We start from the raw sequence: 23,368 nt of genomic DNA, 5'->3' as shown, positions 1-23,368 counted from the left end.
CTCGGCACGCGGGGTCGCCGTCCGGCACGGACCTGCGCCGCGCGGCGACCGGCGCTATCCCACGCGGGCGCCCGCATGGGCCCCGACCTCGACACCCGGGAGGACGAGCATGGGTCAGCCCGCGCACACCGTCGTGGACCTCAATGCGGACGCGCATTCCTGCGCGGCCTGGATCGCGCGATTCCTCGAGGCGCGCGGGGTCGCACGGATCTACGGCCTCCAGGGTGGCCACATCCAACCGATCTGGGACCACGCCGCCCGGCTCGGCATCCGCATCGTCGACGTGCGCGACGAGGGCGCGGCCGTGCACATGGCCCACGCCCACGCCGAACTCACCGGCGAACTCGGCGTCTGCACGGCGACGGCGGGACCCGGCGTCACCAACTGCGTCACCGGCATCGCCAACGCGGCGCTGGCGCGGGTGCCGGTGCTGCTGATCGGCGGCTGCACCTCGCGGCCACAGGCCAATCTCGGGCCGCTGCAGGACATTCCCCGCGTCGACATCCTGCGCCCGGTGACGCGCCAGGCGCGCCCGGCGCGCGTCGGGGCGGCGTGATGAACGACCGCCTCGTCCGAGCGGAAGACCCCGTGATACGCGTTGCTGCCCTCGATGCGCATGCCGGTCTCGTCCGAGGCCACCACCTCAGCTCGGCGCAGCGCCGAGACCGCAGCCTCACGGCCCTCCACGAACCGGCCCTGCGCCCGCCGCGAGCCCGTTCATCAGCCCACCCTGGCTCAGGGTCAGCCCGAACAGGTCAGCCAGCGCGGCTTGCAGGCGCTCGGAGGACAGAGCCTGGAAGGTCTTCAGGGAGGTCGCCACCGCGTGCAACCGCGGGCCGAACGGCGTGCCGGCCGCCACCTGCGGCACCGGGGCAACGACCCGAGTTCCGCGGGACGGCCAGCGCACGGCGAGCCGCTGATCCTGAGTGACGAGCGGCGTCACCTCCGGAAGGTCGATCTACCCTCCGTTCTGCCTCGCCACCGCACGACGGCGAGCCGCGGGAAGAGGCTCGCACGCGCGTCCGCCATCTGCGGCGGCTGTCCAGAAGCTATTCCGGCAGCGGCTTGCCGGTGGTCTCGGGCATGAACCAGGGCACGATCAGCCCGAGCACGTAGACGCTGCTCATGATCAGCGCCGCCCGCGCCACGCCGCCGAACGAGGTGACGATCTGGCCGGCGATGATCGGGAAGATCCAGGCGATCAGGCGGGCGCCGTTGAACACGAAGCTCGCGGCGGTCGCCCGCACGGCCGGCGTGAACAGCTCCACGAGGTAGATCGCCATCCAGCTGAACGAGAAGCCGAGCGTGAAGACCCCGTTCAGGAAGGCGATGACCATGAAGGTGGTCAGACCGCCGGTCCACACATAGGCGAGCACCGAGGTCGCGAGGCAGCCCGCATAGGTCAGGATCAGGAATTTGCGCCGCCCGATCGCGTCGGCGAGGAAGCCCGAGACCAGGTAGGCGGCGATCGCCCCGATGTTGTAGATGATGCCCATGCGCGGGCCCCAGACGTTGGCGGGCTCGCCCGCCGCCTTGGCCAGCGCCTCGGTGTAGGCCGGCAGCCAGGACGACACCGCCCACCAGCCCACCGTCGTGGCGAAGGACATCACGGTGGCCAGCAGCACGCGCCGCCGGCTCTCCGGCTCGCGGAAGATCTCGGTGAGCGTGAAGGGGCGCTGCGCTGTCTTGTGCACGCGGCCGCTCTGCGCGTCCTCCGTCGTGGCGGCCCAGCGCTGCTCCTTGAGCGCCGTCATCCAGCGCTCGGATTCCTCCAGCGCGCGGCGCAGGTAGAGGCAGACGAAGGCCGGCAGCGCGCCGAGCGCGAACATGATGCGCCAGCTCTCGGAGCCGAGCGGGTTGGTCGCCGCCAGCACCGCCCAGACGATCGCCGCCAGCACCGCGCCGCCGCCGAAGCCCGATTGCAGGAAGCCGCAGCCCTTCGGCCGCGCCCGGTTCGGCCAGGTCTCGGCGACGAGCGCGATGCCGGTGCTCCATTCCGAGCCGATCGCCAGGCCGGTGATGAAGCGCAGGAGCGCGAGCTGCGCGAAGCTCCCGGCGAAGGCGGTCAGCCCCGTGAAGATGGCGTAGCCGAGGATGGAGAGCATCATCATGCGCTTGCGGCCGATGTAATCCGCCGCGATGCCGCCCAGCATGCCGCCGATCCCCCAGCCGAGCAGCGTGATGCCGATCGCCGCGCCGACGTAGAAGGCGGGCGCCTGCGCCTGCTCGGGCGTGAGAATGGAGTTCAGCGCCGGGCGGAGCGCGTAGACCAGCGCCACCGCCTCATAGCCGTCGAAGATCCAGCCGAGGTAGCTGCCCCAGAGGATGCGCCAATGTCGCGCCGTCAGGCCCGCGTACCAGGGAGCGGAGGCGTCCTCGCGCAGGACCGCATCGCCGGCTGCCATATGTTCCTCCCTCGTCTCGCTGCGCTGCGCCCCCGTCTCGCCTCAGGTGACAGCCTGCGCGAGGCAGGCCGTGCCGGCGCCGTAGGCGTCGCGCACCCGCCCGCCGGCGAGGCCGCCCGGCAGTGCCGCTCCCTCGCGTGCCACCGCGACGAGCGCGTCGAGGTCGATCCCGGTCCCGACGCCCATCCGGGCGAACATCCAGGCGAGGTCCTCGGTCGCAACGTTGCCGGTGGCGCCGGGCGCGAAGGGGCAGCCGCCGAGGCCCGCGAAGGAGGCGTCGAAGACCCGCACGTCCTCGCGGTAGGCCGCGTGCACGTTGGCGAGCCCGAGCCCGTAGGTGTCGTGCGCGTGCAGCGCCCAGGCCTTCGCCTGGGGGAAGCGAGCTTTGGCCCGCGCGAACAGCCGCCCGACATGCGCCGGGTCGGCGCGTCCCGTCGTGTCGCACAGGCAGATCTCGGCGTCGGGCTTGAGCGCGACCAAGCGGTCGAGCAGCGCCAGCGCCCTCTCCTCCGGGACGCGGCCCTCGAAGGGACAGTCGAAGGCGGTCGCGAGGTCGAGGCGGATCGCGACCTCGCCGGGGATCGCTCGCAGCAGGCGGTCGTACTCGTCAGCCGATTCCCCGGGCGAGCGCCGGACGTTGTTGCGGTTGTGCGCCTCGGACACCGAGAGCACGAAGACGAGGCGGCGCGCGCCGGCCGCTACCGCGTCGCGCCCGCGCCGCTCGCTCGGCACCAGCACCTGGGGTTCGAGGCCGGGGAAGCGCGCGCAGGCGGCGAGCACCTCTGGCGTGTCGCGCATCTGCGGCAGCGCCGTCGCGCTCACGAAGGAACCGATCTCTATGCGCCGGAGACCCGCGGCGACGAGGCGTCCGAGGATCTCGATCTTGCGCTCTGTCGGGATGAAGGGGCCGATGCCCTGGTAGCCGTCGCGCGGCCCGACCTCGACGATCTCCACCACGTCGTGCGTCATGCCGCCACTCCGTCCTCGCGCAGCTTCCCGATCGCGTCGGCGTCGAGCCCGGCCACGTCGCGCAGGATCGCGTCGGTGTGCTCCCCCGCGCGGGGGCCGGGCCAGCGGATGCGGCCCGGATCGTCGGGCACGTGCGGCACGATGCCCGCGTGCAGCACCGTGCCGAATTGCGGGTCCTCGACCTCCTGCACCATGCCGCGGGCGCGGAACTGCGGGTCGGCGGCAATCTCGGCGGCGGTGTAGGCGATGGTCGAGGGCACGTCGGCCTCGGCCAGCATCCGCTCCAGGTCGGCAGCGGAATGCGTGGCGCTCCAAGCGCCGATCATCCGGTCGAGGTCCTCGACGTTCGCCACGCGCTTGCCGTTGCCGATGAAGCGCGGATCCTGCGCCAGTTCGGGCTGCCCCATCAGGGCGGTCAGGCGGGCGAAGATCGGCTCGGAATTGCCGGCGATCAGAATCCACTTGCCGTCCGCGGTCGGGTAGGCGGAGGAGGGGGAGGCGGTGGCGATGCGCGCACCCGTCGGATGCCGCACCGAGCCGAACACGCCGTATTCGGGCAGCATGCCCTCCATCATCGAGAGCACGGATTCGGTCAGCGCCACGTCGATGGCACGGCCGCGCCCGTCCCCGCCCTCCTTCCGGTCGCGCGCCCACAGGGCCGCCACGATGCCGAAGGCCGCGTAGAGCCCGGCGATCGAATCGCCGATCGAGACGCCGACGCGCACGGGCGGCAGGTCCGAGACGGAGGGCGGGTGGTTGGTGAGGTAGCGCAGGCCCCCGATCGCCTCGCCGATCACCCCGAAGGCGGCGCGGTCGCGGTAGAGCCCGTCCTGCCCGTAGCCGGAGATGCTGGCGACCACGATGCCGGGCCGCGCGGCCTCCATCGCCTCGCGGCCAAGGCCCATCTTGGCGAGCTGGCCGGGGCGGAAGTTCTCGATCACCGCGTCGCAGGTACGCACGAGGCGCAGCACGACCTCGACCGCGCGCGGATCCTTGAGGTTCAGCACGAGGCTGCGCTTGTTGCGCTGGTGCATCGAGGTCCAGGGCGCGCCCGCGCCCTCGACCTGCCGTCCCCACTGGCGCACCGGGTCTCCGCCGGGCGCCTCGACCTTGATCACGTCAGCCCCGAGGTCGGCGAGCAGCCGCGACCCGAACGGGGCGGCGACGAAATGGCCGAGTTCGAGGATGCGCAGGCCCGTCAGGGGGCCGCTGGAGGGGGCGGAATCGTGTGTCGGCATCGCGGTTCGACCGGCTCTGGGGGAAGGGTCAGGCGACGTGCTGCGCGGAACCGGCGCCGAGCCGCTCGCGCAGCCAGTTGATAACGCCGCCCTTCAGCAGCAGTTCGGTCTGGCGCCGCGACAGGTCGTGGCGAAGCTGGATCTGCCGCTTGCCCCCGACGATGGCGACGATTTCGCGGCCCGCCTGCAGCGCGGCGGCGATGCCCGCGATCTCGATCTCCTCGCCCGGGTCGGGGCGGCCATCGACGAGGTGCGAGCGGACGAGCTTCTGCGTCAGGTTCAGCGGCACCGGCGCACCTCCCTGGTTCAGCGCCGGCGCGCCCGCCATCCGAAGAACGCGCGGGGGCAATCAGGTCGGCGCAGCCTGAGTATTTAGCTCAGGCGCATGATTGCAGGCAGGGAAGCAGAGAAGTGGGTTTAACACAAGTGAGTTTTGTGCGGTTCATCCATGGCAACGCTTGACCGCACGTGCCATCTATTGCTTAGTTTATCATTCCGCGGGCCCGTCCCCCGGCCGGGGTAATACAGGCCGCATATCCGGGGGTCAGTTCCGGCGGTCGCTGGACAGGCGGCAACTTTCCGCCGGGCGAGGCGGCGACAGGCGTTCCACGCCTCCAGGTCGTGCTCACCCACTGCTGGGCGCGGCTGGCCGGCCTTCTCCGGCAGCGCGTCCTCGCGGGAGTCGGTCCCGTGGATCTCGCCCTGCTGTCACATGGAGGGGTGAGCCAGCTAGCCGCACGCTTACGAACCTGATGCGAAAGCTCCGCGTGGCGGTGGATGTCAGGGAAGCGTGTCAGGAAATCATATGTCCGGACAACCCTCACAACCGGACATTCCAGACAGATGCTGCGAGGGGCCGCTTTGGGTCACGAGCAGTCGGCCGCGATAACGGCGGATCTGGGTCGCGTCCACCGGAGTGGTGGCAATTGGAGGAGGGCCACCGGTGGGATCGGTCAGGCCGCCGCGGGTGGAAGGTGAACCGGCTCGGCGGGTGGAGCAAGCAGGCGTGGCGCGTCGTCGGCGCCGGAGGCGAGACCGTTCAGGGGCTCCAGGCCGAGATAGCGGTGCTGGAGCGATCACTCGTCGTTGGCCTCGATCAGCACGGCACCGATCAGCCGGACGATCGAGGCTTCGTTGGGGAAGATGCCGACCACGCCCTTCCATCGCCCGGGCCAGCTTCGGCAGGCTGCTGTGATGCAGAGGCGGCAATGGCGCGCCATAACTCGCGCGCCTTGTCCTGTGTCGGCTGGACGAAGACCTCGCGGATGGCTGTGGCGACGCGGGATTGCTGGGCTCTGGGAATGGGAGATGGCGAAGCAATCAACCGGATGGCGTATGACGCGCTCGTCGATCTCCTTGCCCAGCTTGGAGACCTGGCTCTTGGAGAGGCCGCTCATGCCCATGGCCTGCACCAAGTCCTCCACCCGGCGGGTGGACACGCCTGAGATCCAGGCCTCCTGGATCACGGCGGTGAGCGCCTTCTCGATCGTGCGCCGGGGCTCCAGGAACGGCGGAAAGGCGGAGGGGCCGCTCCTGAGCTTGGGCACCTTCAGCTCAAGCGTGCCGAGCCGGGCCTCCAGGGTTCGGTCGCGATCGCCCTGGCGCTCTCGGACCATCCAGATCGCTCGCGCCAGATCGCTCGCGCGGCTCCTCCCGAAGAAGAGTGGCTTATGCGGCGCCACGGCGCGGTCCTCCCGACAAGCGGAGTCTCCGGGAGATCCGGGGCGGTTCACGCCGAAGGCTCACCGTCCACCTGGTGATCGGGATTCCCGGGTTCGGGGTTCGTGCGAGCAAGCCGATCCGCACCGGTCACCGTCGGTGACCACCCTCGCGAGAGATCGGGCCTGCAGCCGTGCCCTGCAGCGCGCGGCTGCAGGCCCGATCTCTCGCTCCGCCTCGGCAACGCCGCTCCACGGGGCGCGGCCCCTGGAGAGCGGAACCGTGCCTGTCCGAATTGACAGACAGAAAGCTGTTCGCATAACCGTACAGATGACTGACCCGCTCTCGGCCTGGCAAGGCGTGAGCCAGGGAGTTCCGCATGGCGGCGGCCATCGAACCGCACAAGGCGCGCAGGCTCTACCTGCTCCTGCGCGAGCGCATCGCCGGGGGCCGTCTGCCGAACGGCGCGCGACTGCCCGGCGAGCCGGCGCTCGCGGCCGAGCACGGCCTGTCGCGGGCGACGGTGCGCCGCGCCCTCGACCTCCTGTCGAGCGAGGGGCTGGTGGAGCGGCGCGCGGGATCGGGCACCTTCGTGCGCCAGGAGGGCGCGGCGCGGCCCGTGGTCGCCGATCTGCCGAACCTGCTCTCGGGCCTGATCCAGATGGGCCGCGCGACCGGCGTGCGGCTGCTGTCCTTCGGCTACGAGCCGGCCCCGGCGGCGATCGCCGAGGCGCTGGTGCTGGCGCCGGGCGAGCGGGTGCAGCGCTCCGTTCGGGTGCGCCTGATCGACGGCAAGCCGTTCTCGTACCTCACCACGCACGTGCCCGAGCGGATCGGCCTGTCCTACTCGGAGGCCGACCTCGTCACCACGCCGCTCCTCGAGCTGATGGAGCGCTCGGGCGTCGCCGCCGCGCGCGCCACGCAGGCCATCACCGCGACGCTCGCCGGGCCCGAGGCCGCGGAGGCGCTGGACCTCGGCCTCGGCGCCCCCGTCATCGACCTCACCCGCGTCGTCTACGACCCGCAGGGACGCGGCGTCGAGCACCTGCACGCCCTCTACCGGCCCGACCGCTACGCCCTGCGCATGGACCTCGTGCGCACCGGCGAGGCGGGCGAGCGGCACTGGGCGCCCGCCGCGCCACCCCCACCCAGACCTGCCCGCGCCGCCGCGCAGAGGAGACCCGCCCGATGATCGCGTCCGATCGCGTCCCGAACCGCCGCCGCGTGCTCACGGGCGGCGCGGCCGCCGCCTCGCTCCTCGCGATGCCGGCGGTGCTGCGGGCCGAGCCCGCGCCGGTGAAGATCGGCATCCTCCAGCCGCTCACCGGGGCGCTCGCCGGCGACGGCGACCTCGGCCGCCTCGGGGCGGAACTCGCGGTGGCGGACCTCAACGCCGCGGGCGGCCTCAAGGCGCTGGGCGGCGCCCGGATCGAGGCGGTGATCGCCGACAACCGCTCGAACCCGGAAGCCGCCGCCCAGGAGGCCGAGCGCCTCGCGGGCGAGGGCGTCGCCGCGATCGTGGGCGGCTTCGGCAGCGGCCTGTGCGCCACCGCCAGCCAGGCGGCGGCCCGCTACGACCTGCCCTACCTGATCGATGTCGGCGTCGCCGATTCGCTCACGCAGCGCGGCCTCAGGAACACCTTCCGGTTCTCCCCGAGCTTCAGCATGGTCACGACGAGCGCCCTGGAGCGCCTCGTCGCCCTCAATGACGGGGCCGGCAAGCCCGCCCGCACGGTGGTGATCGTGCACGAGGACGGGCTGTTCGGCTCGGGCCTCGCCAAGCTGCTCCAGGCCGAGCTGCCCAAGCGCGGCTTCGAGATCCTGGAGACGATTGCCCATCCGACTCCGGCCCGCGACATGGCCAACGTCGTGCTGCGCATCCGCTCGCTGCAGCCCGACCTCGTCGTTCCGTCGAACTACTACGGCGAGTTCGTTCTCCTCGCCCGCACCCTGCAGCAGCAGCGCGTCCGCCCCAAGGGCATCTACGCCATCCTCGGCGGCGGCGCGTCGAGCCTCCGCTTCGTCAAGGAGTTCCCTCAGGCCGCCGAGGGGGTGATGGATTGCAACCACTGGCCCGATCCGAAGAACCCGGCCGCGGCCGAACTGCGCCGACGGACCGAGGCGGCCGGCCGCGCCTTCGCCTACAACGTGCCGATGAACTACTCGGCCGTGCGGCTGATGGCCGAGGCGATCGAGAAGGCCGGCGCCCCCGACCGCGCCCGGATCATCGAGGCGCTGGCCACGCAGAGCTTCGGCAGCGGGGTGATGCCCTACGGCCAGTCGCGCTTCGCCGGCGGCCAGAACGCCAGCGCGCTGCCCCTCAACACGCAGGTCCAGGGCGGCGACGTCAAGGTGATCGCCCCGGACGGCTTCGCCGAGGCCAAGCCGAACTTTCCCCTGAGGGCCTGAGCCGATGTACGCGCCCCAGATCCTGATCGAGGCGGCCCTCAACGGCCTGATGACCGGGGCCGTCTACGCGCTGATCGCGCTCGGATTGACCTTGGTCTACGGGGTGCTGCACATCATCAATTTCGCGCACGGCGCCCTGCTGACCTGCGCGATGTTCGCGGTGTGGGGCGCCTCCGCCACCGCGCATGTCGATCCCTACCTGGCGCTGATCGCCGTGGTGCCGCTGATGTTCGGCCTCGGCTACGGGCTCCAGCGCCTCGTCATCGGCCCGGCCAGTCACGGCAGCGACGACAACGTGCTGCTCGTCACCCTCGGTCTCTCGATCGTGCTGGAGAACGCGCTGCTGGCGGCGTTCCGCTCCGACACCCGGGCGATCGAGTCCGACGCGGCGCTCCAGGTGGTCGAGGTCGGGCCGCTGCTGCTCTCGACCCCGCGGCTGATCGGCCTCGCCGGCTCGCTCGTGGTCACGGGCCTGCTCTGGCTGCTCCTCAACCGCACCGACACGGGCCGGGCGATCCGGGCGGTCTCCCGCGAGAAGCTCGGGGCCCGCCTCGTCGGCATCGAGGTCGACCACGTCTACGCGGTCACCTTCGGCCTCGGCTGCGCCTGCCTGGGCGTGGCGGCATGCCTCCTGATGCCGACCTACTACGTCAATCCGCGCTCGGGCGCCGCCTTCGTGCTCGTCGCCTTCACCATCGTGGTGCTCGGCGGCATGGGCTCGATCACCGGCGCGCTGGTGGGCGGCCTGGTGATCGGGGTCGTCGAGAGCTTCTCCGGCCTCATCCTCGGCGACAGCCTCGGGCAGATCGGCATCTTCCTGATCTTCATCCTGGTGCTGCTGGTGCGGCCGACCGGCCTGTTCGGGGCGCGCGCATGACCCTTCGCGACGTCCTGCCCCCGCTCCTCGCCCTGGCGGCGCTGGGAGCGCTGGCCTTCCTCGGCCTCTCGGGCAGCGCCCTCAACTTCCTCATCACGACGCTGATCATCGCGCTCGCGGGCCTCGGCTGGAACGTGCTCGGGGGCTTCGGCGGCCAGTACTCCTTCGGCCACGCCGCCTTCTTCGGCACCGGCGCCTACGCCACGGCGGTGCTCCAGCTCAGGTTCGGCTGGAACGCCTGGGCCGGGCTCGCCGCCGGGATCGGCCTCGGCACCGCGACGGGGCTCCTGATCGGCACCCTGAGCTTCCGGGCCGGCCTGCGCGGCTCCTACTTCGCCCTGGTCACCCTCGCCTTCGCGGAAGTGTTCCGCATCCTCGCCAACGCCGCCGACCTCACCGGCGGGGCGGCGGGACTGCTCCTGACGCTCCAGCCCGGTTTCGGCACCATGCAGTTCGTCGACCGGCGCCTGTTCTGCCTGCTGGTGCTCGGCTTCGTCGGCGCGGCGCTCCTCGCCTCGCGCTGGATCGAGCGCTCGCGCTTCGGCGCCCAGCTGATCGCCGTGCGCGAGAACGAGGAGGCGGCCCGGGCGCTCGGCGTCGACGCCCTGCGGGTGAAGCTCGGGGCCATCGCCCTCTCCGCGGCGATCACCGCGGCGGCCGGGGCCCTCTACGTGCAGCACTTCCTCTACCTCGACGCCGGCGTCGCCTACGGCACCTGGATCTCCGTCGAGGCGCTGCTCGCGCCCATCGTCGGCGGCATCGGCACCGCCTTCGGGCCGCTCGTCGGGGCGCTCGCCCTCCAGGGGCTCGGCGAGGCGACCAAGCACCTCTCCGGCGGCGTCCCGGGCCTCGACCTCGTCGTGTTCGGCATCTGCCTCGTCGCCGTCATCGCCTTCGCGCCGCAGGGGCTCATCGGCCTCCTCCGCCGCCGGGCCGCGGCCGCGGGAGCCTGAACGATGCTCGCCGCCCAATCCCTCACCAAGCGCTTCCAGGGGCTCGTCGCGGTGAGCGACGCCTCGCTCGCGGTGCCGGCCGGCTCGATCACCGGGCTGATCGGCCCGAACGGGGCCGGCAAGACCACCCTGTTCGGGATGATCTCCGGCTTCCTCGCCCCGAGCGCCGGCCGGGTGCTGTTCGAGGGCCGGGACGTCACCGGCGAGGCGCCGCACCTGCGGGCGCGCCGGGGCATCGCCCGCACCTTCCAGATCGTCCAGCCCTTCGCCGGCCTCACCGTGGCCGAGAACATCGCGGTCGGCGCCTACCTGCGCCATCCGCGCCGGGCCGAGGCGGTGGCGCGGGCCCGCGAGGTCGGCACCCGCGTCGGGCTCGGCGGCCTGCTCGACCGGCCGGCCGCCAGCCTGACGGTGGCCGGGCGCAAGCGCCTGGAGGTCGCGCGCGCGCTCGCCACCGAGCCGCGGCTCCTCCTGCTCGACGAGGTGCTGGCCGGGCTCAACCCCTCGGAGATCCGAGACATCCTGCCGGTGGTGCGGGCGATCCGCGCCGAGGGGGTCACCATCCTGATGATCGAGCACATCATGCAGGCCGTGATGACCCTGTGCGAGGAGGTCCACGTCCTCGCGCAGGGGCGCATGGTCGCCTCCGGCCCGCCGCGCGAGGTCTGCCGCGACCCCCGGGTGATCGAGGCCTATCTCGGCCGGGGCGCCGCCGCCCGCCTGGAGGCGCAGGCCTCCGATGCTTGAGGTGACGGGCCTGCGCGCCGGCTACGGCGCCACCGAGGTGCTGCGCGGCCTCGACCTCGCGGTGGCGGCGGGAGAGATCGTCGCCGTGCTCGGCGCCAACGGCGTCGGCAAGACCACGCTCAACAAGGTCCTGTCCGGGGTGCTGCCGGCGCGCGCCGGCACGATCCGGTTCGACGGCCGCCCGATCACCGGCCTCTCCGCGGCCGCCATCGTCGAGGCCGGCCTGATCCACGTGCCGGAGGGGCGCCGGATCTTCCCGAACCTCAGCGTGCGCGAGAACCTCGAACTCGGCAGCTACCGGCGCGGCCGGGCGCGGCGCGGCGCCAATCTGGAGCGCGTCTACGCCACCTTCCCGCGCCTGAGGGAGCGGGCGGGGCAGGCCGCCGGCACGCTCTCGGGCGGCGAGCAGCAGATGCTCGCCATCGGCCGCGGCCTGATGGCCGAGCCCCGCCTGCTCATCCTCGACGAGCCCTCGCTCGGCCTCTCGCCGCTCCTCGTCGAGGAGATGTTCGCCCTCGTGGCGCGGCTCAACCGCGAAGGATTGCCGATCATGCTGGTGGAGCAGAACGTGGTGCAGTCGCTCGATCTCGCGACCCGCGCCTACATCCTGGAGAACGGGGCCGTCTCGCTGCAGGGCGAGGCCGCCGCGCTCGCCGCCGACCCGGCCCTGCGCCGGGCCTATCTGGGGCTCTGAGATGGGCATCGTCACCCCCGGCATCATACCGGCCTCGGAATTGCTCGGCCCCGGCGCGGCGCCCGCGCCGGCCTGGCTCGCGCGCTGGACCGGCTTCGCGGCGGATCTCACCCCCGCCGACTTGCCCGCCGCCGTAGTGGAGCGCACCAAGCTCGTCCTCCTCGACAGTCTCGGGGTGATCGCGGCCGGCCTGCAGGAGCCCGAGTGCCGGGCGCTGGCCGAGCGCCTCGCGGCCCGCCGCCCCGGCCCGGCGCCGGCGCCCGGCAGCGGGCTTCGCCTCGATCCCCGCGACGCCGCCCTCGTCAACGGCTGCGCCGGCACCGCCCTCGAACTCGACGAGGGCAACCAATATGCCCGCGGCCATCCGGCGATCCACGTGGTGCCGGCCGCCCTCGCCGCCGCGCAGGACCGCGGGACCGGCGGCCCGGCGCTGCTCGCCGCCATCGCCCTCGGCTACGAGATCGGTGCGCGCATCGGCATCGCCTCGCGCCTCGCCGTGGCGATGCACCCGCACGGCACCTGGGGCACGGTCGGCGCCGCCCTCGCGGTGGCGCGCCTCAACGGCGCCGACGCGGCCGGGATCGGCCGGGCGGCCGGCATCGCGGCGACCCTCGGGCTCGCCACCAGCCGGCGCACGATGCTGGAGGGGGCGACCATCCGCAACGCCTATGCGGGCTTCTCGAACCAGCTCGGGCTCACCGCCTGGGACCTCGCCGAGAGCGGATTCCTGCCCGAGCGCGACGGCATCGCCACCGTCTACGGGAGCGTCATCGCCGAGGGCTTCAGCGCCGCGGCGATGATTGAGGATCTCGGCACGCGCTGGGAGATCGCCCGCAACTACTTCAAGCGCCACGCGGCCTGCCGCTACACCCACGCTGCCCTCGACGCCCTGGCGCGGATCCGCGCCGAGGCCGGGCCGATCGATCCCGGAACGGTGCGCGCCGTCGAGGTCGCCACCTATGTCTGGGCGGCGCAGCTCGACCACCCGGCCCCCGCGACGATGCTCGCCGCCAAGTTCTCGCTGCCCTACACGCTCGCCGCCGCCCTGATGCGCGGAGAGGCCGATGTCGCGGCCTTCCGGCCGGAGGCCCGGGCCGATCCGCGCATCCTGGCGCTCGCCCGCCGGGTGAGCGTGCGGGAGGATCCGGCCATGACCGCGCGGCTGCCGGCCTTCCGCCCGGCCCGGGTCACGCTGAGCCTGGCGGATGGGCGCCGCCTCTCGGCGGAGGTCGAGACCAACCGCGGCGACACCGAGGATCCCTACGCCCCCGAGGAGGTCCGCGCGAAGTTCCGCGCCCTCGCCGGCCCCGTCTGGGGGAGCGCCCGGGCGGACCGCATCGCCGCGGCGGTGGCGGAGATCGACCGCGCCGCCGACCTCGGGCCGCTCCTCGCCCTGATCGCGTAGGCGGCTTTCCCCGCCGCGCGCCGAGACCATCCGTCAAGGACGACAATCAGGAAGTCCCGCGTCATGTCCCTGAAGTCCCGCCTCGCCGAGGACCGCGTCCTCGTCGCTCCCGGCGTCTACGACGCCCTCACCGCCTCGCTCGCGACCGACGCGGGCTTCGAGGCGCTCTACCTCTCGGGCGCGGCCATCGCCTATACCCGGCTCGGCCGGCCCGACATCGGCCTCGTGTCGATGAGCGAGGTCGCCGAGACCATCGCGCTGGTGCGCGACCGGGTGGCGACGCCCCTCGTGGTCGATGCCGACAACGGCTACGGCAACGCCCTCAACGTCGAGCGCACGGTGCGGCTGTTCGAGCGGGCGGGGGCGAGCGCGATCCAGCTCGAGGACCAGAGCTATCCCAAGCGCTGCGGCCATCTCCAGGACAAGAGCCTGATCGGCGCGGCCGAGATGGTCGGCAAGATCCGGGCGGCGCTCGATTCCCGGCGCAGCGCCGAGACCCTGGTCGTCGCGCGCACCGACGCGGTGGCGGTGGAGGGGTTCGAGCGCGCCGTCGAGCGGGCCCGGGCCTACGCGGAGGCCGGCGCCGACGTGCTGTTCGTCGAGGCGCCGCGCTCGGCCGAGCAGCTCGCCGCGGTCACGGCGGCGCTCGGGCCGGTGCGCCCCCTCGTCGCCAACATGGTCGAGGGCGGCGACACGCCGCTGTCCTCCGCGGCCGATCTCGGGCGCCTCGGCTTCCGGCTGGTGATCTTTCCCGGCGGCATCGTGCGGGCGCTCGCCCGCACCGCGCAGGCCTATTACGGCTCCCTGGCGCGCAGCGGCACCAACGCGCCCTTCGCCGACCGGATGTTCGACTTCGCGCAGCTCAACGCCCTGATCGGCACGCCAGAGATGATCGCCCGCGGCCGCTCCTACGAGGGGCCCGCGGGACCGCAGACCGTCCCCGGCCGGGAGGCCGGCCGATGACCGCGATCGATCCCGTCACCCTGGCGGTCCTGAAGGGCCGCCTGGAGCAGATCGCCGACGAGATGGACGCGACGCTCTACCGCTCGGCCTTCAACCCGATCATCGCCGAGGCCCGCGACGCCTGCCACGGCCTCTACCACGCCGAGACCGGGGACACCCTGGTCCAGGGCACCCGGGGCCTGCCGATCTTCGTCGGCGCCATGGCCTTCGCGGTGCGCGCGGTGATCGCCAAGGTGGCCCGCGAGGGCGGCCTGGAGCCGGGCGACACGTTCCTGTTCAACGACCCCTACGCGGGCGGCACCCACCTCAACGATTTCCGGCTGGTGAGGCCGGTCTTCCGCGAGGGCCGGCTGTTCTGCTGGCTCGCCTCGGTCGGCCATTGGCTCGACATCGGCGGCAACGTCCCGGGCGGCTACAACCCGAAGGCCACCGAGAGCTTCCAGGAAGGCGTGCGCGTCCCGCCCGTCAAGCTGATCGCGGCCGGGCGCCTCAACCAGGACCTCGTCGGCCTCCTCGCCGCCAATTCGCGGGTCCCGGTCTCGAACTGGGGCGACCTCAACGGTCAGCTCAACGCCCTCGACCTCGGCGAGCGCCGCTTCGCCGCGCTCCTCGACGCGTACGGCGACGCCACGGTGGCGACGGCCTTCGCGGCCTTCTCGGACCGGGCCGAGGCGCTGATGCGCGCCGCGATCCGGGCGCTGCCGGACGGCACCTTCGCCTTCGCGGACGTCCTCGACAACGACGGCATCGTGGACGCGCCCCTGACCATCGCCCTGGACCTCACGGTGGAGGGCGACCGGATGAGGCTCGACTTCTCGCGCTCCTCGCCTCCCGCGCAGGGGCCGATCAACATCTCCTACGCGACCGCCGTCGCGGCCTGCTACGTGGCGCTCAAGCACGTCTTCACCGACGTGCCGGCCAATGCCGGCTGCCTGCGGCCGATCACCTTCGTGATCCCGGACACCACGCTGCTGGGTGCGGGCGCCCCGAGGCCGATGGCGGGCTACACCGAGACCATCCTGCGGCTGATCGGGGTGGTGTTCGGCGCCCTCGCGCAGGCCGATCCGGCCCGGGCCACCGCGGCGCCCTTCGGCACGATCAACGCCCTCTCGCTCGCCGGGCACCGCCCGGACGGCAGCCGTTGGGTGATGTTCTCGTTCTTCGGGGGCGGGCTGGGCGGCAACCCGGAGACGGACGGGCTCAGCCACGCCAACAACCCGATCTCCACCGCGACGATCCCGCCGGTGGAGATCCTCGAGGCGGCCTACCCGGTCCTGTTCACCCAATGGGCCCTGCGCCCGGACAGCGCCGGGGCAGGGACCCATCGCGGCGGCCTCGGCGCGGTCTACGAGATCGAGGCCCTGACCGACGCCGACGTGTTCCTGATCGGCGAACGCGGCACCGTCCCGCCCTTCGGCGTGGCGGGCGGGCGCCCGGCCGCCCTCAACCGCTTCGCCTGGCAGACGCCGGGGGGCTGGGCGAGCCCGCCGATGATCTCGAAGGTCACCGACGTGCGCATCCGGGCCGGCGAGCGCGTGCGCCTCGAAACGCCCGGCGGCGGCGGCTGGGGCCCGCCCGCGGAGCGCGCCCGCGAGGCCCTGCGCCGCGACCTGCGCCTCGGCTACGTCACGCCGGGAGCCGCCGCCCGCGACTACGGCGTCGAACCCGGAGAGGCCCGATGAGCGATCCCGCCCGCGCCATCGTCGGCGTCGACGTCGGCGGCACCTTCACCGACCTGTTCCACTACGACGAGGCGAACGGCCGCTTCCGCACCGGCAAGGTGCCCTCGCACCGCGGCGACGAGGCGGTCGGCTTCCTCGCCGGCCTCAAGGGCTTCGGGCCGGTGGCGGGCCTCGCCTCGATCGTGCACGGCACCACGGTGGGCACCAACGCGCTCCTGGAGCGGAAGGGCGCCCGCATCGGCCTCATCACCACGGCGGGCTTCCGCGACGTGCTGGAGATGCGCCGGCGCGACCGGCGCCACACCTGGGGCCTGTGGGGCGACTTCGTGCCGGTGGTCGAGCGCGACCTGCGCCTCGAGGTCGATGAGCGCACCCTCGCGGACGGACGCGTGCGCAGGCCGGTGGACCCGAAGGAGGTCGCGGCGGCCGCCCGCCGGCTCCTGGACCTCGGCGCCGAGGCGCTGGCGATCTGCTTCGTCAACGCCTACGCCAACCCGGAGAACGAGCGCGCGGCGCTCGCCGCCGCGGCCGCCGTCTGGCCGAACGGGCACGTCGCCTGCTCGTCGGACATCCTGCCGGAGATCCGGGAATTCGAGCGCACCTCGACCACGGTGCTCAACGCCTACCTTCAGCCGGTGGTCGGGACCTATCTGGGCAAGCTCGGCGCGGCGCTCGCCGCCGAGGACTTCGCCGGCCGCTTCCACATCGTCCAGTCGAACGGCGGCGTGATGTCCACCGCCACCGCGCGCCGGCTCCCGGTGCGCACGGCCCTCTCCGGGCCGGCCGCGGGGGTCATCGCGGCGGCGGCGATCGCGCAGGCCGCGGGCTTCCCGAACGTGATCACCGGCGACCTCGGAGGCACCTCGTTCGACGTCTCCCTGGTGGTCGGGGGCGAGACCGCCCTCGCGGCCCAGACGGTGATCGATTTCGGCTTCGTGATCCGCACGCCGATGATCGAGATCAGCACGATCGGGGCCGGCGGGGGCTCGATCGCCCGGGTCGATGCGGGCGGGCTCCTGCAGGTCGGGCCCGAGAGCGCCGGCTCGCGGCCGGGTCCGGTCTGCTACGGCCAGGGCAACGCGCGGCCCACCCTCACCGACGCCAACGTGGTGCTCGGGCGCATCAACGCCGAGCGGCCGATCGGCGGGGCGCTCGCCCGCCTCGACGTGGGGGCCGCCCGCGCCGCCATCGCGGCGCACGTCGCCGAACCCCTCGGCCTCGACGTGATGGCGGCGGCCGAGGCGATCGTGCGGGTGGCGGACGCCAAGATGGCGGGGGCGATCCGCCTCGTCTCGATCGAGCGCGGCTACGACCCGCAGACCTTCGCGGCGGTCCCGTTCGGCGGCGGCGGCGCCCTGCACGTGGGGGCGCTGATCAAGGACGTCGGTCTGAAGGGAGCCCTGGTGCCGCGTTTTCCCGGCGTCACCTCGGCGCTCGGCTGCGTCATCGCCGACATCCGCCACGATCAGGTCCGGACCCTGAACCTCGCCCTCGACGGCCTCGATGCCGCCTCCCTCGACGCCCGCATGGTGGCGGAGGCCGGTGCCGCCCGCGCGGTGGTCGAGGCGGCCGGCCTGACCGTGTCGCGCATCGACACGGTGTTCGCGCTCGACATGCACTATGCCGGCCAGACCCACACGGTGGTGGTGCCGCTGCCCGTCCGGGTGACGGAGGGCACCACGGGGGTGAGCGCGGCGCTGATCCACGCGGCGTTCGAGGACGCCTACCGGACCTCGTTCAGCCGGCTCCTGCCCGGGGTGCCGGCCCGGATCGTCAACCTGCGCACCGCCGCCATCGGCCGGCGGCCGCATTTCGATCTCGCGGCCCTGGCGCCCGGCCCGGACGCCTCGTTCGAGGCCGCCCGCCGCGGCAGCCGGCCGGTGTGGTTCGACGGCGCGTGGCACGAGGCGGCCGTGTTCGCGCGGCTCGACCTGCCGGTCGGGGCGGAGATCCCCGGCCCGGCGATCCTGGAGCAGCCGGACGCCACCACGGTCATCGATCCCGACCTGACCGCGCGGATCGACCGGCTGGGCAACGTCGTGGTCACCCGGACAGGCGAGGCCGCATGAGCGACGCCACGATCCCCCTGGCGCGCACCGCGCTCCTGATCTGCGATCTCCAGAACGACTTCCTGCACCCGGACGGCGCCTACGGCCGGGCCGGGCAGGCGGCGCCCGAGATCGCCGCCCTGCCGGCGCGGCTGAAGCCCCTCGCGGACGCGCTCCGGGCGCGGGGCGGCTTCGTCGTCTCGACCCACTTCACCCTGGTGCCGGGCCGGGGCGGCGAGCCGCTGATCTCCCCCCACCTGCGCGAACTGCGCCCGTTCCTGACGCGGGGCGACTTCCTGCCCGGCGCCTGGGGACACGCCCTGGTGGACGACCTGCAGCCCGCCGACCTCACGGTCGAGAAGGTCGCCTACTCGGCCTTCTACATGACGCGGCTCGAATGGGTCCTGCGCAAGTGCGGCATCGAGCGGCTGATCGTGTCCGGCATCGTCACCAACGGCGGCGTCGCCTCGACGGTGCGCGACGCCCACGTGCGCGACTTCGCGGTGACGCTGCTGTCGGATGGCTGCGCGGCCTTCTCGGCCGAGGTCCACGAGACCGCCGTCGAGGCCCTGCGCCCGGTCTGCCGGGTGGCGACGGTCGCCGAGATCCTGGCTGAGATCATGGCGGAGACCGGCGCATGACCGTCGCCTGCGCCGAGGGCATCGCATTCGCCGCTGCCGTGCCGGTCGCGGTGATCGGCGCGGGTGCCGCCGGCCTCGTGGCGGCGCTCGCCGCCCGCGAGGCCGGCGCCGAGGTGCTGGTGCTGGAGCGCGATCCCGTGCCGCGCGGCTCGACCGCGCTCTCGGCCGGCCTGATCCCGGCCCCCTTCACGCGATGGCAGCGGGCGGCCGGCATCGCCGACAGCCCGGAGGACTTCGCCGCCGACATCATGGCGAAGGCCGGGAGCGAGCCCGACCCCGGTCTGGTCCGCCTCCTGACCCGGACCATCGGCCCGGCCCTCGAATGGCTCGCCGACCGCCACGGCCTCGACCTGTCGGTGATCACCGACTTCCGCTACCCGGGCCACCGCGTCCATCGCATGCACGGCCTGCCGAGCCGCTCCGGCGAGGAATTGGTCGACCGCCTGCGCGCCGCCGTCGAGGCCGCCGACATCCCGATCCTGTGCGGGGCCGCCGTCGACACCCTGTTCGCCGGGCCGGGGACGATCCGGGGGCTCGGCCTCGTGCGCCCCGACGGCACGCGGGACACGCTCGCCTGCGCGGCGCTGGTGCTCGCCTGCAACGGCTACGGCGGCAACAAGGCCCTGGTCGCCCGCCACGTGCCGGAGCTCGCGGGCGCCCTGTATTTCGGCCACGAGGGCAATCGCGGCGACGCGCTGCTCTGGGGCGAGGCGCTCGGCGCGGCGACCCGCCACCTCTCCGGCCACCAGGGCCATGGCTCGGTGGCGCACCCGCACGGCATCCTGATCACCTGGGCGACGGTCACCGAGGGCGGCTTCCAGGTGAATGCCGAGGGCCGCCGCTTCGCGGACGAGAGCCGCGGCTATTCCGAGCAGGCCGCCGAGGTGCTGCGCCAGCCCGGCGGTACCGCCGTGACGGTGTTCGACGCCCGCATCGCCGGCATCGCCGCCCAGTTCGAGGATTTCCGCCGGGCGCAGGACGCGGGCGCGATCGTGGCGGCCGACACCGTTGCGGATCTCGCCGCCCGCCTCCACCTCCCGGAGGACGCGCTGGCCGCCACCCTGGCCGAGGTCGAGGCGCTCAAGGAAGCGGGCGGGCGCGACGCTTTCGGACGCTCCTTCGCGGGCGTGCCGGCGCTCGTTGCGCCCTATCGGGCGGTGCGGGTCACCGGCGCCCTGTTCCACACCCAGGGCGGCCTCGTTGTGGACGACGCGGCCCGGGTGCTCACGGCGGCGGGCGGCGCGATCCCGAACCTGTTCGCCGCCGGGGGCGCGGCCTGCGGCGTGTCGGGGACCGGGCCGGGCGGCTACCTGTCGGGCAACGGGCTCCTGGCGGCGGTGGCGCTCGGCCGCGTCGCCGGGGCGAGCGCCGGCGCGCTCGCTGCCGGCTGACGAGACACCGGGAGGAGGCTCCATGACCCAGACGCCCCGCACCCTGTTCGACAAGGTCTGGGACGCGCACGTGATGGCCGCGCGCCCGGACGGGCAGGCCCTGCTCGCCATCGACCGGCACCTGCTGCACGAGGGCTCGTTCCACGCCTTCGGGATGATCGACCATGCCGGGCGGGCGGTGCGCCGGCCCGACCTGACCTTCGCGATCGCCGACCATTACGTGCCCTCGCGCGGGCGCGACCGCCCGATTCCCGATCCCGAGATCGCCGCCATGGTGTCGGGCCTCGCCGAGAACGCGGCCCGCCACGGCATCCGCCACTTCGGCCTCGACGATCCGGGCCAGGGCATCGTGCACGTGCTCGCCCCCGAGCAGGGCCTGACCCTGCCGGGCCTCACGATCGTGTGCGGGGATTCCCACACCTCGACCCACGGGGCCTTCGGGGCGCTCGGCTTCGGGATCGGGGCGACCGAGGTCGCGCACGTGCTGGCCACCCAGGCGCTCTGGCAGCGCCGGCCCAAGACCCTGCGCGTGACCATCGACGGGACGCTCGGCGCCCACGTCACCGCCAAGGACGTCATCCTGGCCATCATCGGCCGCATCGGGGCGGGCGGCGCGGTCGGGCACGTGCTCGAATACGCCGGCAGCGCGATCCGCGCCCTGTCGATGGAGGGGCGGCTGACCATCTGCAACATGTCGATCGAGGCGGGTGCGCGCGCCGGGATGGTCGCCCCGGACGACACGACCTTCGCGTTCCTCGACGGGCGGCCCTTCGCGCCGAAGGGCGAGACCTTCGCGCGGGCCGTGGCGGCGTGGCGGCGCCTGCCGAGCGATCCCGGCGCGCGCTTCGACCGCGAGGAGTGCCTCGAGGCGGGCGCCATCGCCCCGACCGTCACCTGGGGCACCAGCCCCGAGACGGCGGTGCCGGTGACCGGCACCGTGCCCGATCCGGCGGCCGAGTCCGATCTCGGCCGCGCCGGCCAGATGCGGGCGATGCTCGACTACATGGCGCTCGCGCCCGGGACGCCCCTCGAAGCGGTGACCATCGACCGGGTGTTCATCGGCTCCTGCACCAATGCGCGCATCGAGGACCTGCGCGCCGCGGCCAGCGTGCTGCGCGGCCGGCGCGCGGCGGTGCCGGGCCTCGTGGTGCCCGGCTCCGGCCCCGTGCGCCGGCAGGCGGAGGCCGAAGGGCTCGACGCGGTGTTCCGGGAGGCCGGCCTCGAATGGGGCGAGCCGGGCTGCTCGATGTGCGTCGGCATCAACGGCGACCTCGTGCCGCCGGGCGAGCGATGCGCCTCGACCACCAACCGCAACTTCCCGGGCCGCCAGGGCCCGAACGCGCGCACCCACCTGATGAGCCCGGCCATGGCGGCCGCCGCGGCCCTGACCGGCCGCCTCACCGACGTCCGCCGCCTCGGAGCGCCCTGACGATGCAGCCCTTCACGACCCTCACGGCGGTGGCGATCCCTCTCGGCGTCGCCAACGTCGACACCGACCAGATCCTTCCCGCCCGCTTCCTCAAGAAGCCGCGCAGCGCCGGCTACGGCGCCTTCCTGTTCCACGACGAGCGTCGCCGGGGCGACGCGATGCTCCTCGACGCGCCCGCCTACGCGGGCGCCGGGATCCTGGTCGCGGGTCGCAATTTCGGCTGCGGCTCCAGTCGCGAGGGTGCGGTCTACGCCCTCGTGGACGGCGGCATCCGCTGCGTGATCGCCCCGAGCTTCGGCGACATCTTCGCCTCGAATGCCGCCAAGAACGGCCTCCTCACCGTCGCACTGCCGGAGGAGGTCGCGGCGGCGCTGAGGGCGCGCCTCGCCGCCGCCCCGGGCGCGACGCTCACGGTCGACCTGCCGGCCGAGCGCATCACCGATCCCGACGGTGCCGTGATCCCCTTCGCGATCGACCCGTTCCGCAAGCGCTGCCTCGTCGAGGGGCTGGACGACATCGACCTGACCCTGGCGCACGCGGCGGCGATCGACGCCTACGACGCGCGGGCAGAGCGCGAGACGCCGTGGCGGATCCCGCCGATGTAGACGGGCGGCGGAGCGGCCGTCGCCGGGCCTGCCCGGTCGCGAGGCCGGGCAGATCGCGGGACGCCGCCGGCGACGGAGCGCCGCGCATCTCGGGCCTGCTCCCGGGCGAAGGCCGCACGCGCGGCCGGCGCGAATGCGGACGCAAGAACCGGGATGCGCTGCGGGCTCCGCCGTGGTCCGCTGCGGTCGGGCGACGGGAGGGCGAAGGATGCGGCGGGGGAGAGCAGTGGGGATCGGCTGCGGCCTCGCGCTGGTGGCGCACGCGCCGCTCGCGGCATCCGGCGTGCCGGAAAGCGGACGCTACGAGGTCGAGGTGAGGCTGGAACTGCCGCATGTCGAGAGCGCGGCGGCCAGGAAGACGGTCCGCGTCTGCCTGGCGGGCGGCCCCGTCGTCGGCGACCATGGCCTGGCGGTGCTGAGCGACAACAACCCGCTCGCCACATGCCCGGCCTCGAACGTCCGGCAGGACGGTGACGAACTCACCTTCGACATCGCCTGCGCCGGCAGGAATGCCGGCTGGGCGACCGCGCGATTCCTGCTGGCGCCGACGGGCTTCCGCGGCCGCATCGCCATGTGGCTGGGCGGCAAGAACATGACCATGGCGGAGGTCCAGGCCGGTCGCCGGATCGGCGACTGCCGCGGCCCCGGTGCCGAGTCGGCGCCTGAGCCGTGACACCGTCGTCCACCCGCCATCGCCCTCCGAAGATGAGCGGCCGCGTCATACCACCGGTCATTTCCAATGACCGGTGGTGCTGCTCTCGAATTTTCGCCAAGCCTTTGATTCGCAATCGAAAATTCGAGATGGAGCAGCGGCTCGATGCGTCGGCATCCTGAGCCGTTGGGATCAGATGGTCGTGCGCCCGAACCGGCCCGAGCGCTACAGTCCGAGCGTCACCTCGGCCCAGCGCGTGACGGCGTCGCCGCGGAGGAATTCGATCACGGCCTGCTCCTGCCTCGCCGGCTGGTCGACACCCAAGGCCGCCGTGGCAACGATCATGTCGCACCGCTCATGCAAGGCCACCGCGATCGCCGATTTCGCCGCCGCACCGCGGCCTCCGAGGGCGTAGCTGCGGCTGCGCCCCTTCATGGAGCGCACCTCTATGGCCTGCCCCGGACCGAGCGCCCTGCGCTCGGGGGCGATGAGATCGACGTCGCCGACGCGGTCGACGTCGTCATCGTCGATCGTCGTCACGCACCCGCACAACCCGAGCTTTGCCCGAACGGAGACGACAATCTCTGCGCCGCAGGACTCA

21 protein-coding genes and 2 pseudogenes are annotated in these 23,368 nt (G+C 73.3%); 16 read left to right on the top strand and 7 right to left on the bottom strand.

Annotated features, from left to right (window positions below):
- Positions 1-109: 109 nt before the first annotated feature.
- Complete coding sequence (locus MET2598_RS0117970) at positions 110-556, top strand: thiamine pyrophosphate-binding protein (protein ID WP_018261797.1); 447 nt, start codon at positions 110-112, stop codon at positions 554-556.
- Here the strand turns inward: MET2598_RS0117970 and MET2598_RS41245 are convergent.
- From MET2598_RS41245 to MET2598_RS39370, 6 genes and pseudogenes are all read right to left on the bottom strand, one after another.
- Positions 538-958 (bottom strand): annotated as a pseudogene (locus MET2598_RS41245) (IS66 family transposase); the annotation flags it as partial. The gene MET2598_RS0117970 and the pseudogene MET2598_RS41245 sit on opposite strands and share 19 nt — an antisense overlap.
- A gap of 91 nt (positions 959-1,049) precedes the next feature.
- Positions 1,050-2,405, bottom strand: coding sequence for an MFS transporter (locus tag MET2598_RS0117960; RefSeq protein ID WP_018261796.1), 1,356 nt, complete (start codon positions 2,403-2,405; stop codon positions 1,050-1,052).
- 42 nt (positions 2,406-2,447) lie between these two features.
- Positions 2,448-3,374, bottom strand: coding sequence for a hydroxymethylglutaryl-CoA lyase (locus MET2598_RS0117955; RefSeq protein ID WP_018261795.1), 927 nt, complete (start codon positions 3,372-3,374; stop codon positions 2,448-2,450).
- Positions 3,371-4,612 (bottom strand): CaiB/BaiF CoA transferase family protein, encoded by a 1,242-nt coding sequence (locus tag MET2598_RS0117950; RefSeq protein ID WP_012331802.1) that lies wholly within the window; start codon positions 4,610-4,612, stop codon positions 3,371-3,373. The genes MET2598_RS0117955 and MET2598_RS0117950 overlap by 4 nt, the downstream gene beginning before the upstream one ends.
- Before the next feature lie 28 nt (positions 4,613-4,640).
- Entirely contained in the window at positions 4,641-4,901 is a 261-nt protein-coding gene (locus tag MET2598_RS0117945) for a hypothetical protein (RefSeq protein WP_236728742.1), read from the bottom strand.
- 1,048 nt (positions 4,902-5,949) lie between these two features.
- Positions 5,950-6,216 (bottom strand): annotated as a pseudogene (locus MET2598_RS39370) (transposase); the annotation flags it as partial.
- Between the two features lie 434 nt (positions 6,217-6,650).
- On the opposite strand from MET2598_RS39370, the gene MET2598_RS0117935 reads away from it, so the two are divergent.
- The 15 genes from MET2598_RS0117935 to MET2598_RS0117865 all read left to right on the top strand — a co-directional run bounded on the left by MET2598_RS0117935 (position 6,651) and on the right by MET2598_RS0117865 (position 22,788).
- Entirely contained in the window at positions 6,651-7,463 is an 813-nt protein-coding gene (locus tag MET2598_RS0117935) for a GntR family transcriptional regulator (RefSeq protein ID WP_012331804.1), read from the top strand.
- A complete protein-coding gene (locus MET2598_RS0117930; protein ID WP_012331805.1) occupies positions 7,460-8,680 on the top strand; it encodes an ABC transporter substrate-binding protein in 1,221 nt (406 codons plus the stop codon). Before MET2598_RS0117935 ends, MET2598_RS0117930 begins: the two co-directional genes overlap by 4 nt.
- 4 nt (positions 8,681-8,684) lie before the next feature.
- Positions 8,685-9,557, top strand: coding sequence for a branched-chain amino acid ABC transporter permease (locus tag MET2598_RS0117925; RefSeq protein ID WP_012331806.1), 873 nt, complete (start codon positions 8,685-8,687; stop codon positions 9,555-9,557).
- Positions 9,554-10,510, top strand: coding sequence for a branched-chain amino acid ABC transporter permease (locus MET2598_RS0117920; RefSeq protein ID WP_018261794.1), 957 nt, complete (start codon positions 9,554-9,556; stop codon positions 10,508-10,510). Before MET2598_RS0117925 ends, MET2598_RS0117920 begins: the two co-directional genes overlap by 4 nt.
- A gap of 3 nt (positions 10,511-10,513) precedes the next feature.
- Positions 10,514-11,257 carry an ABC transporter ATP-binding protein gene (locus MET2598_RS0117915; protein WP_018261793.1) on the top strand — a complete coding sequence of 248 codons (744 nt, stop codon included), beginning with the start codon at positions 10,514-10,516 and terminating at the stop codon, positions 11,255-11,257.
- Positions 11,250-11,951 (top strand): ABC transporter ATP-binding protein, encoded by a 702-nt coding sequence (locus tag MET2598_RS0117910; protein WP_012331809.1) that lies wholly within the window; start codon positions 11,250-11,252, stop codon positions 11,949-11,951. Before MET2598_RS0117915 ends, MET2598_RS0117910 begins: the two co-directional genes overlap by 8 nt.
- Position 11,952: 1 nt before the next feature.
- Complete coding sequence (locus MET2598_RS0117905) at positions 11,953-13,356, top strand: MmgE/PrpD family protein (RefSeq protein WP_018261792.1); 1,404 nt, start codon at positions 11,953-11,955, stop codon at positions 13,354-13,356.
- Between the two features lie 63 nt (positions 13,357-13,419).
- On the top strand, positions 13,420-14,319 hold the full coding sequence (locus MET2598_RS0117900) for an isocitrate lyase/PEP mutase family protein (protein WP_012331811.1): 900 nt from the start codon (positions 13,420-13,422) through the stop codon (positions 14,317-14,319).
- On the top strand, positions 14,316-16,001 hold the full coding sequence (locus tag MET2598_RS0117895; protein ID WP_018261791.1) for a hydantoinase B/oxoprolinase family protein: 1,686 nt from the start codon (positions 14,316-14,318) through the stop codon (positions 15,999-16,001). Before MET2598_RS0117900 ends, MET2598_RS0117895 begins: the two co-directional genes overlap by 4 nt.
- A complete protein-coding gene (locus tag MET2598_RS0117890; protein ID WP_018261790.1) occupies positions 15,998-18,070 on the top strand; it encodes a hydantoinase/oxoprolinase family protein in 2,073 nt (690 codons plus the stop codon). Before MET2598_RS0117895 ends, MET2598_RS0117890 begins: the two co-directional genes overlap by 4 nt.
- Complete coding sequence (locus tag MET2598_RS0117885; protein ID WP_018261789.1) at positions 18,067-18,690, top strand: cysteine hydrolase family protein; 624 nt, start codon at positions 18,067-18,069, stop codon at positions 18,688-18,690. Before MET2598_RS0117890 ends, MET2598_RS0117885 begins: the two co-directional genes overlap by 4 nt.
- Positions 18,687-20,081, top strand: coding sequence for an FAD-dependent oxidoreductase (locus MET2598_RS0117880; RefSeq protein WP_018261788.1), 1,395 nt, complete (start codon positions 18,687-18,689; stop codon positions 20,079-20,081). The genes MET2598_RS0117885 and MET2598_RS0117880 overlap by 4 nt, the downstream gene beginning before the upstream one ends.
- A 22-nt stretch (positions 20,082-20,103) precedes the next feature.
- Entirely contained in the window at positions 20,104-21,510 is a 1,407-nt protein-coding gene (gene leuC, locus MET2598_RS0117875; protein ID WP_018261787.1) for a 3-isopropylmalate dehydratase large subunit, read from the top strand.
- A gap of 2 nt (positions 21,511-21,512) precedes the next feature.
- Positions 21,513-22,115 carry a 3-isopropylmalate dehydratase small subunit gene (gene leuD, locus MET2598_RS0117870; RefSeq protein ID WP_012331817.1) on the top strand — a complete coding sequence of 201 codons (603 nt, stop codon included), beginning with the start codon at positions 21,513-21,515 and terminating at the stop codon, positions 22,113-22,115.
- 226 nt (positions 22,116-22,341) lie between these two features.
- Positions 22,342-22,788, top strand: coding sequence for a DUF3617 domain-containing protein (locus MET2598_RS0117865; protein ID WP_012331818.1), 447 nt, complete (start codon positions 22,342-22,344; stop codon positions 22,786-22,788).
- A gap of 204 nt (positions 22,789-22,992) precedes the next feature.
- Here MET2598_RS0117865 and MET2598_RS42865 read toward each other — a convergent pair whose 3' ends face one another.
- Complete coding sequence (locus tag MET2598_RS42865) at positions 22,993-23,307, bottom strand: hypothetical protein (protein WP_018261786.1); 315 nt, start codon at positions 23,305-23,307, stop codon at positions 22,993-22,995.
- Positions 23,308-23,368 lie beyond the last annotated feature (61 nt).

It is taken from the genome of Methylobacterium sp. WSM2598, assembly GCF_000379105.1.
In the GTDB taxonomy this organism is placed as follows: Bacteria; Pseudomonadota; Alphaproteobacteria; order Rhizobiales; family Beijerinckiaceae; genus Methylobacterium.
Note: the sequence above shows the minus strand (reverse complement) of the source record. Positions and strands in the feature narration are given on the sequence as shown.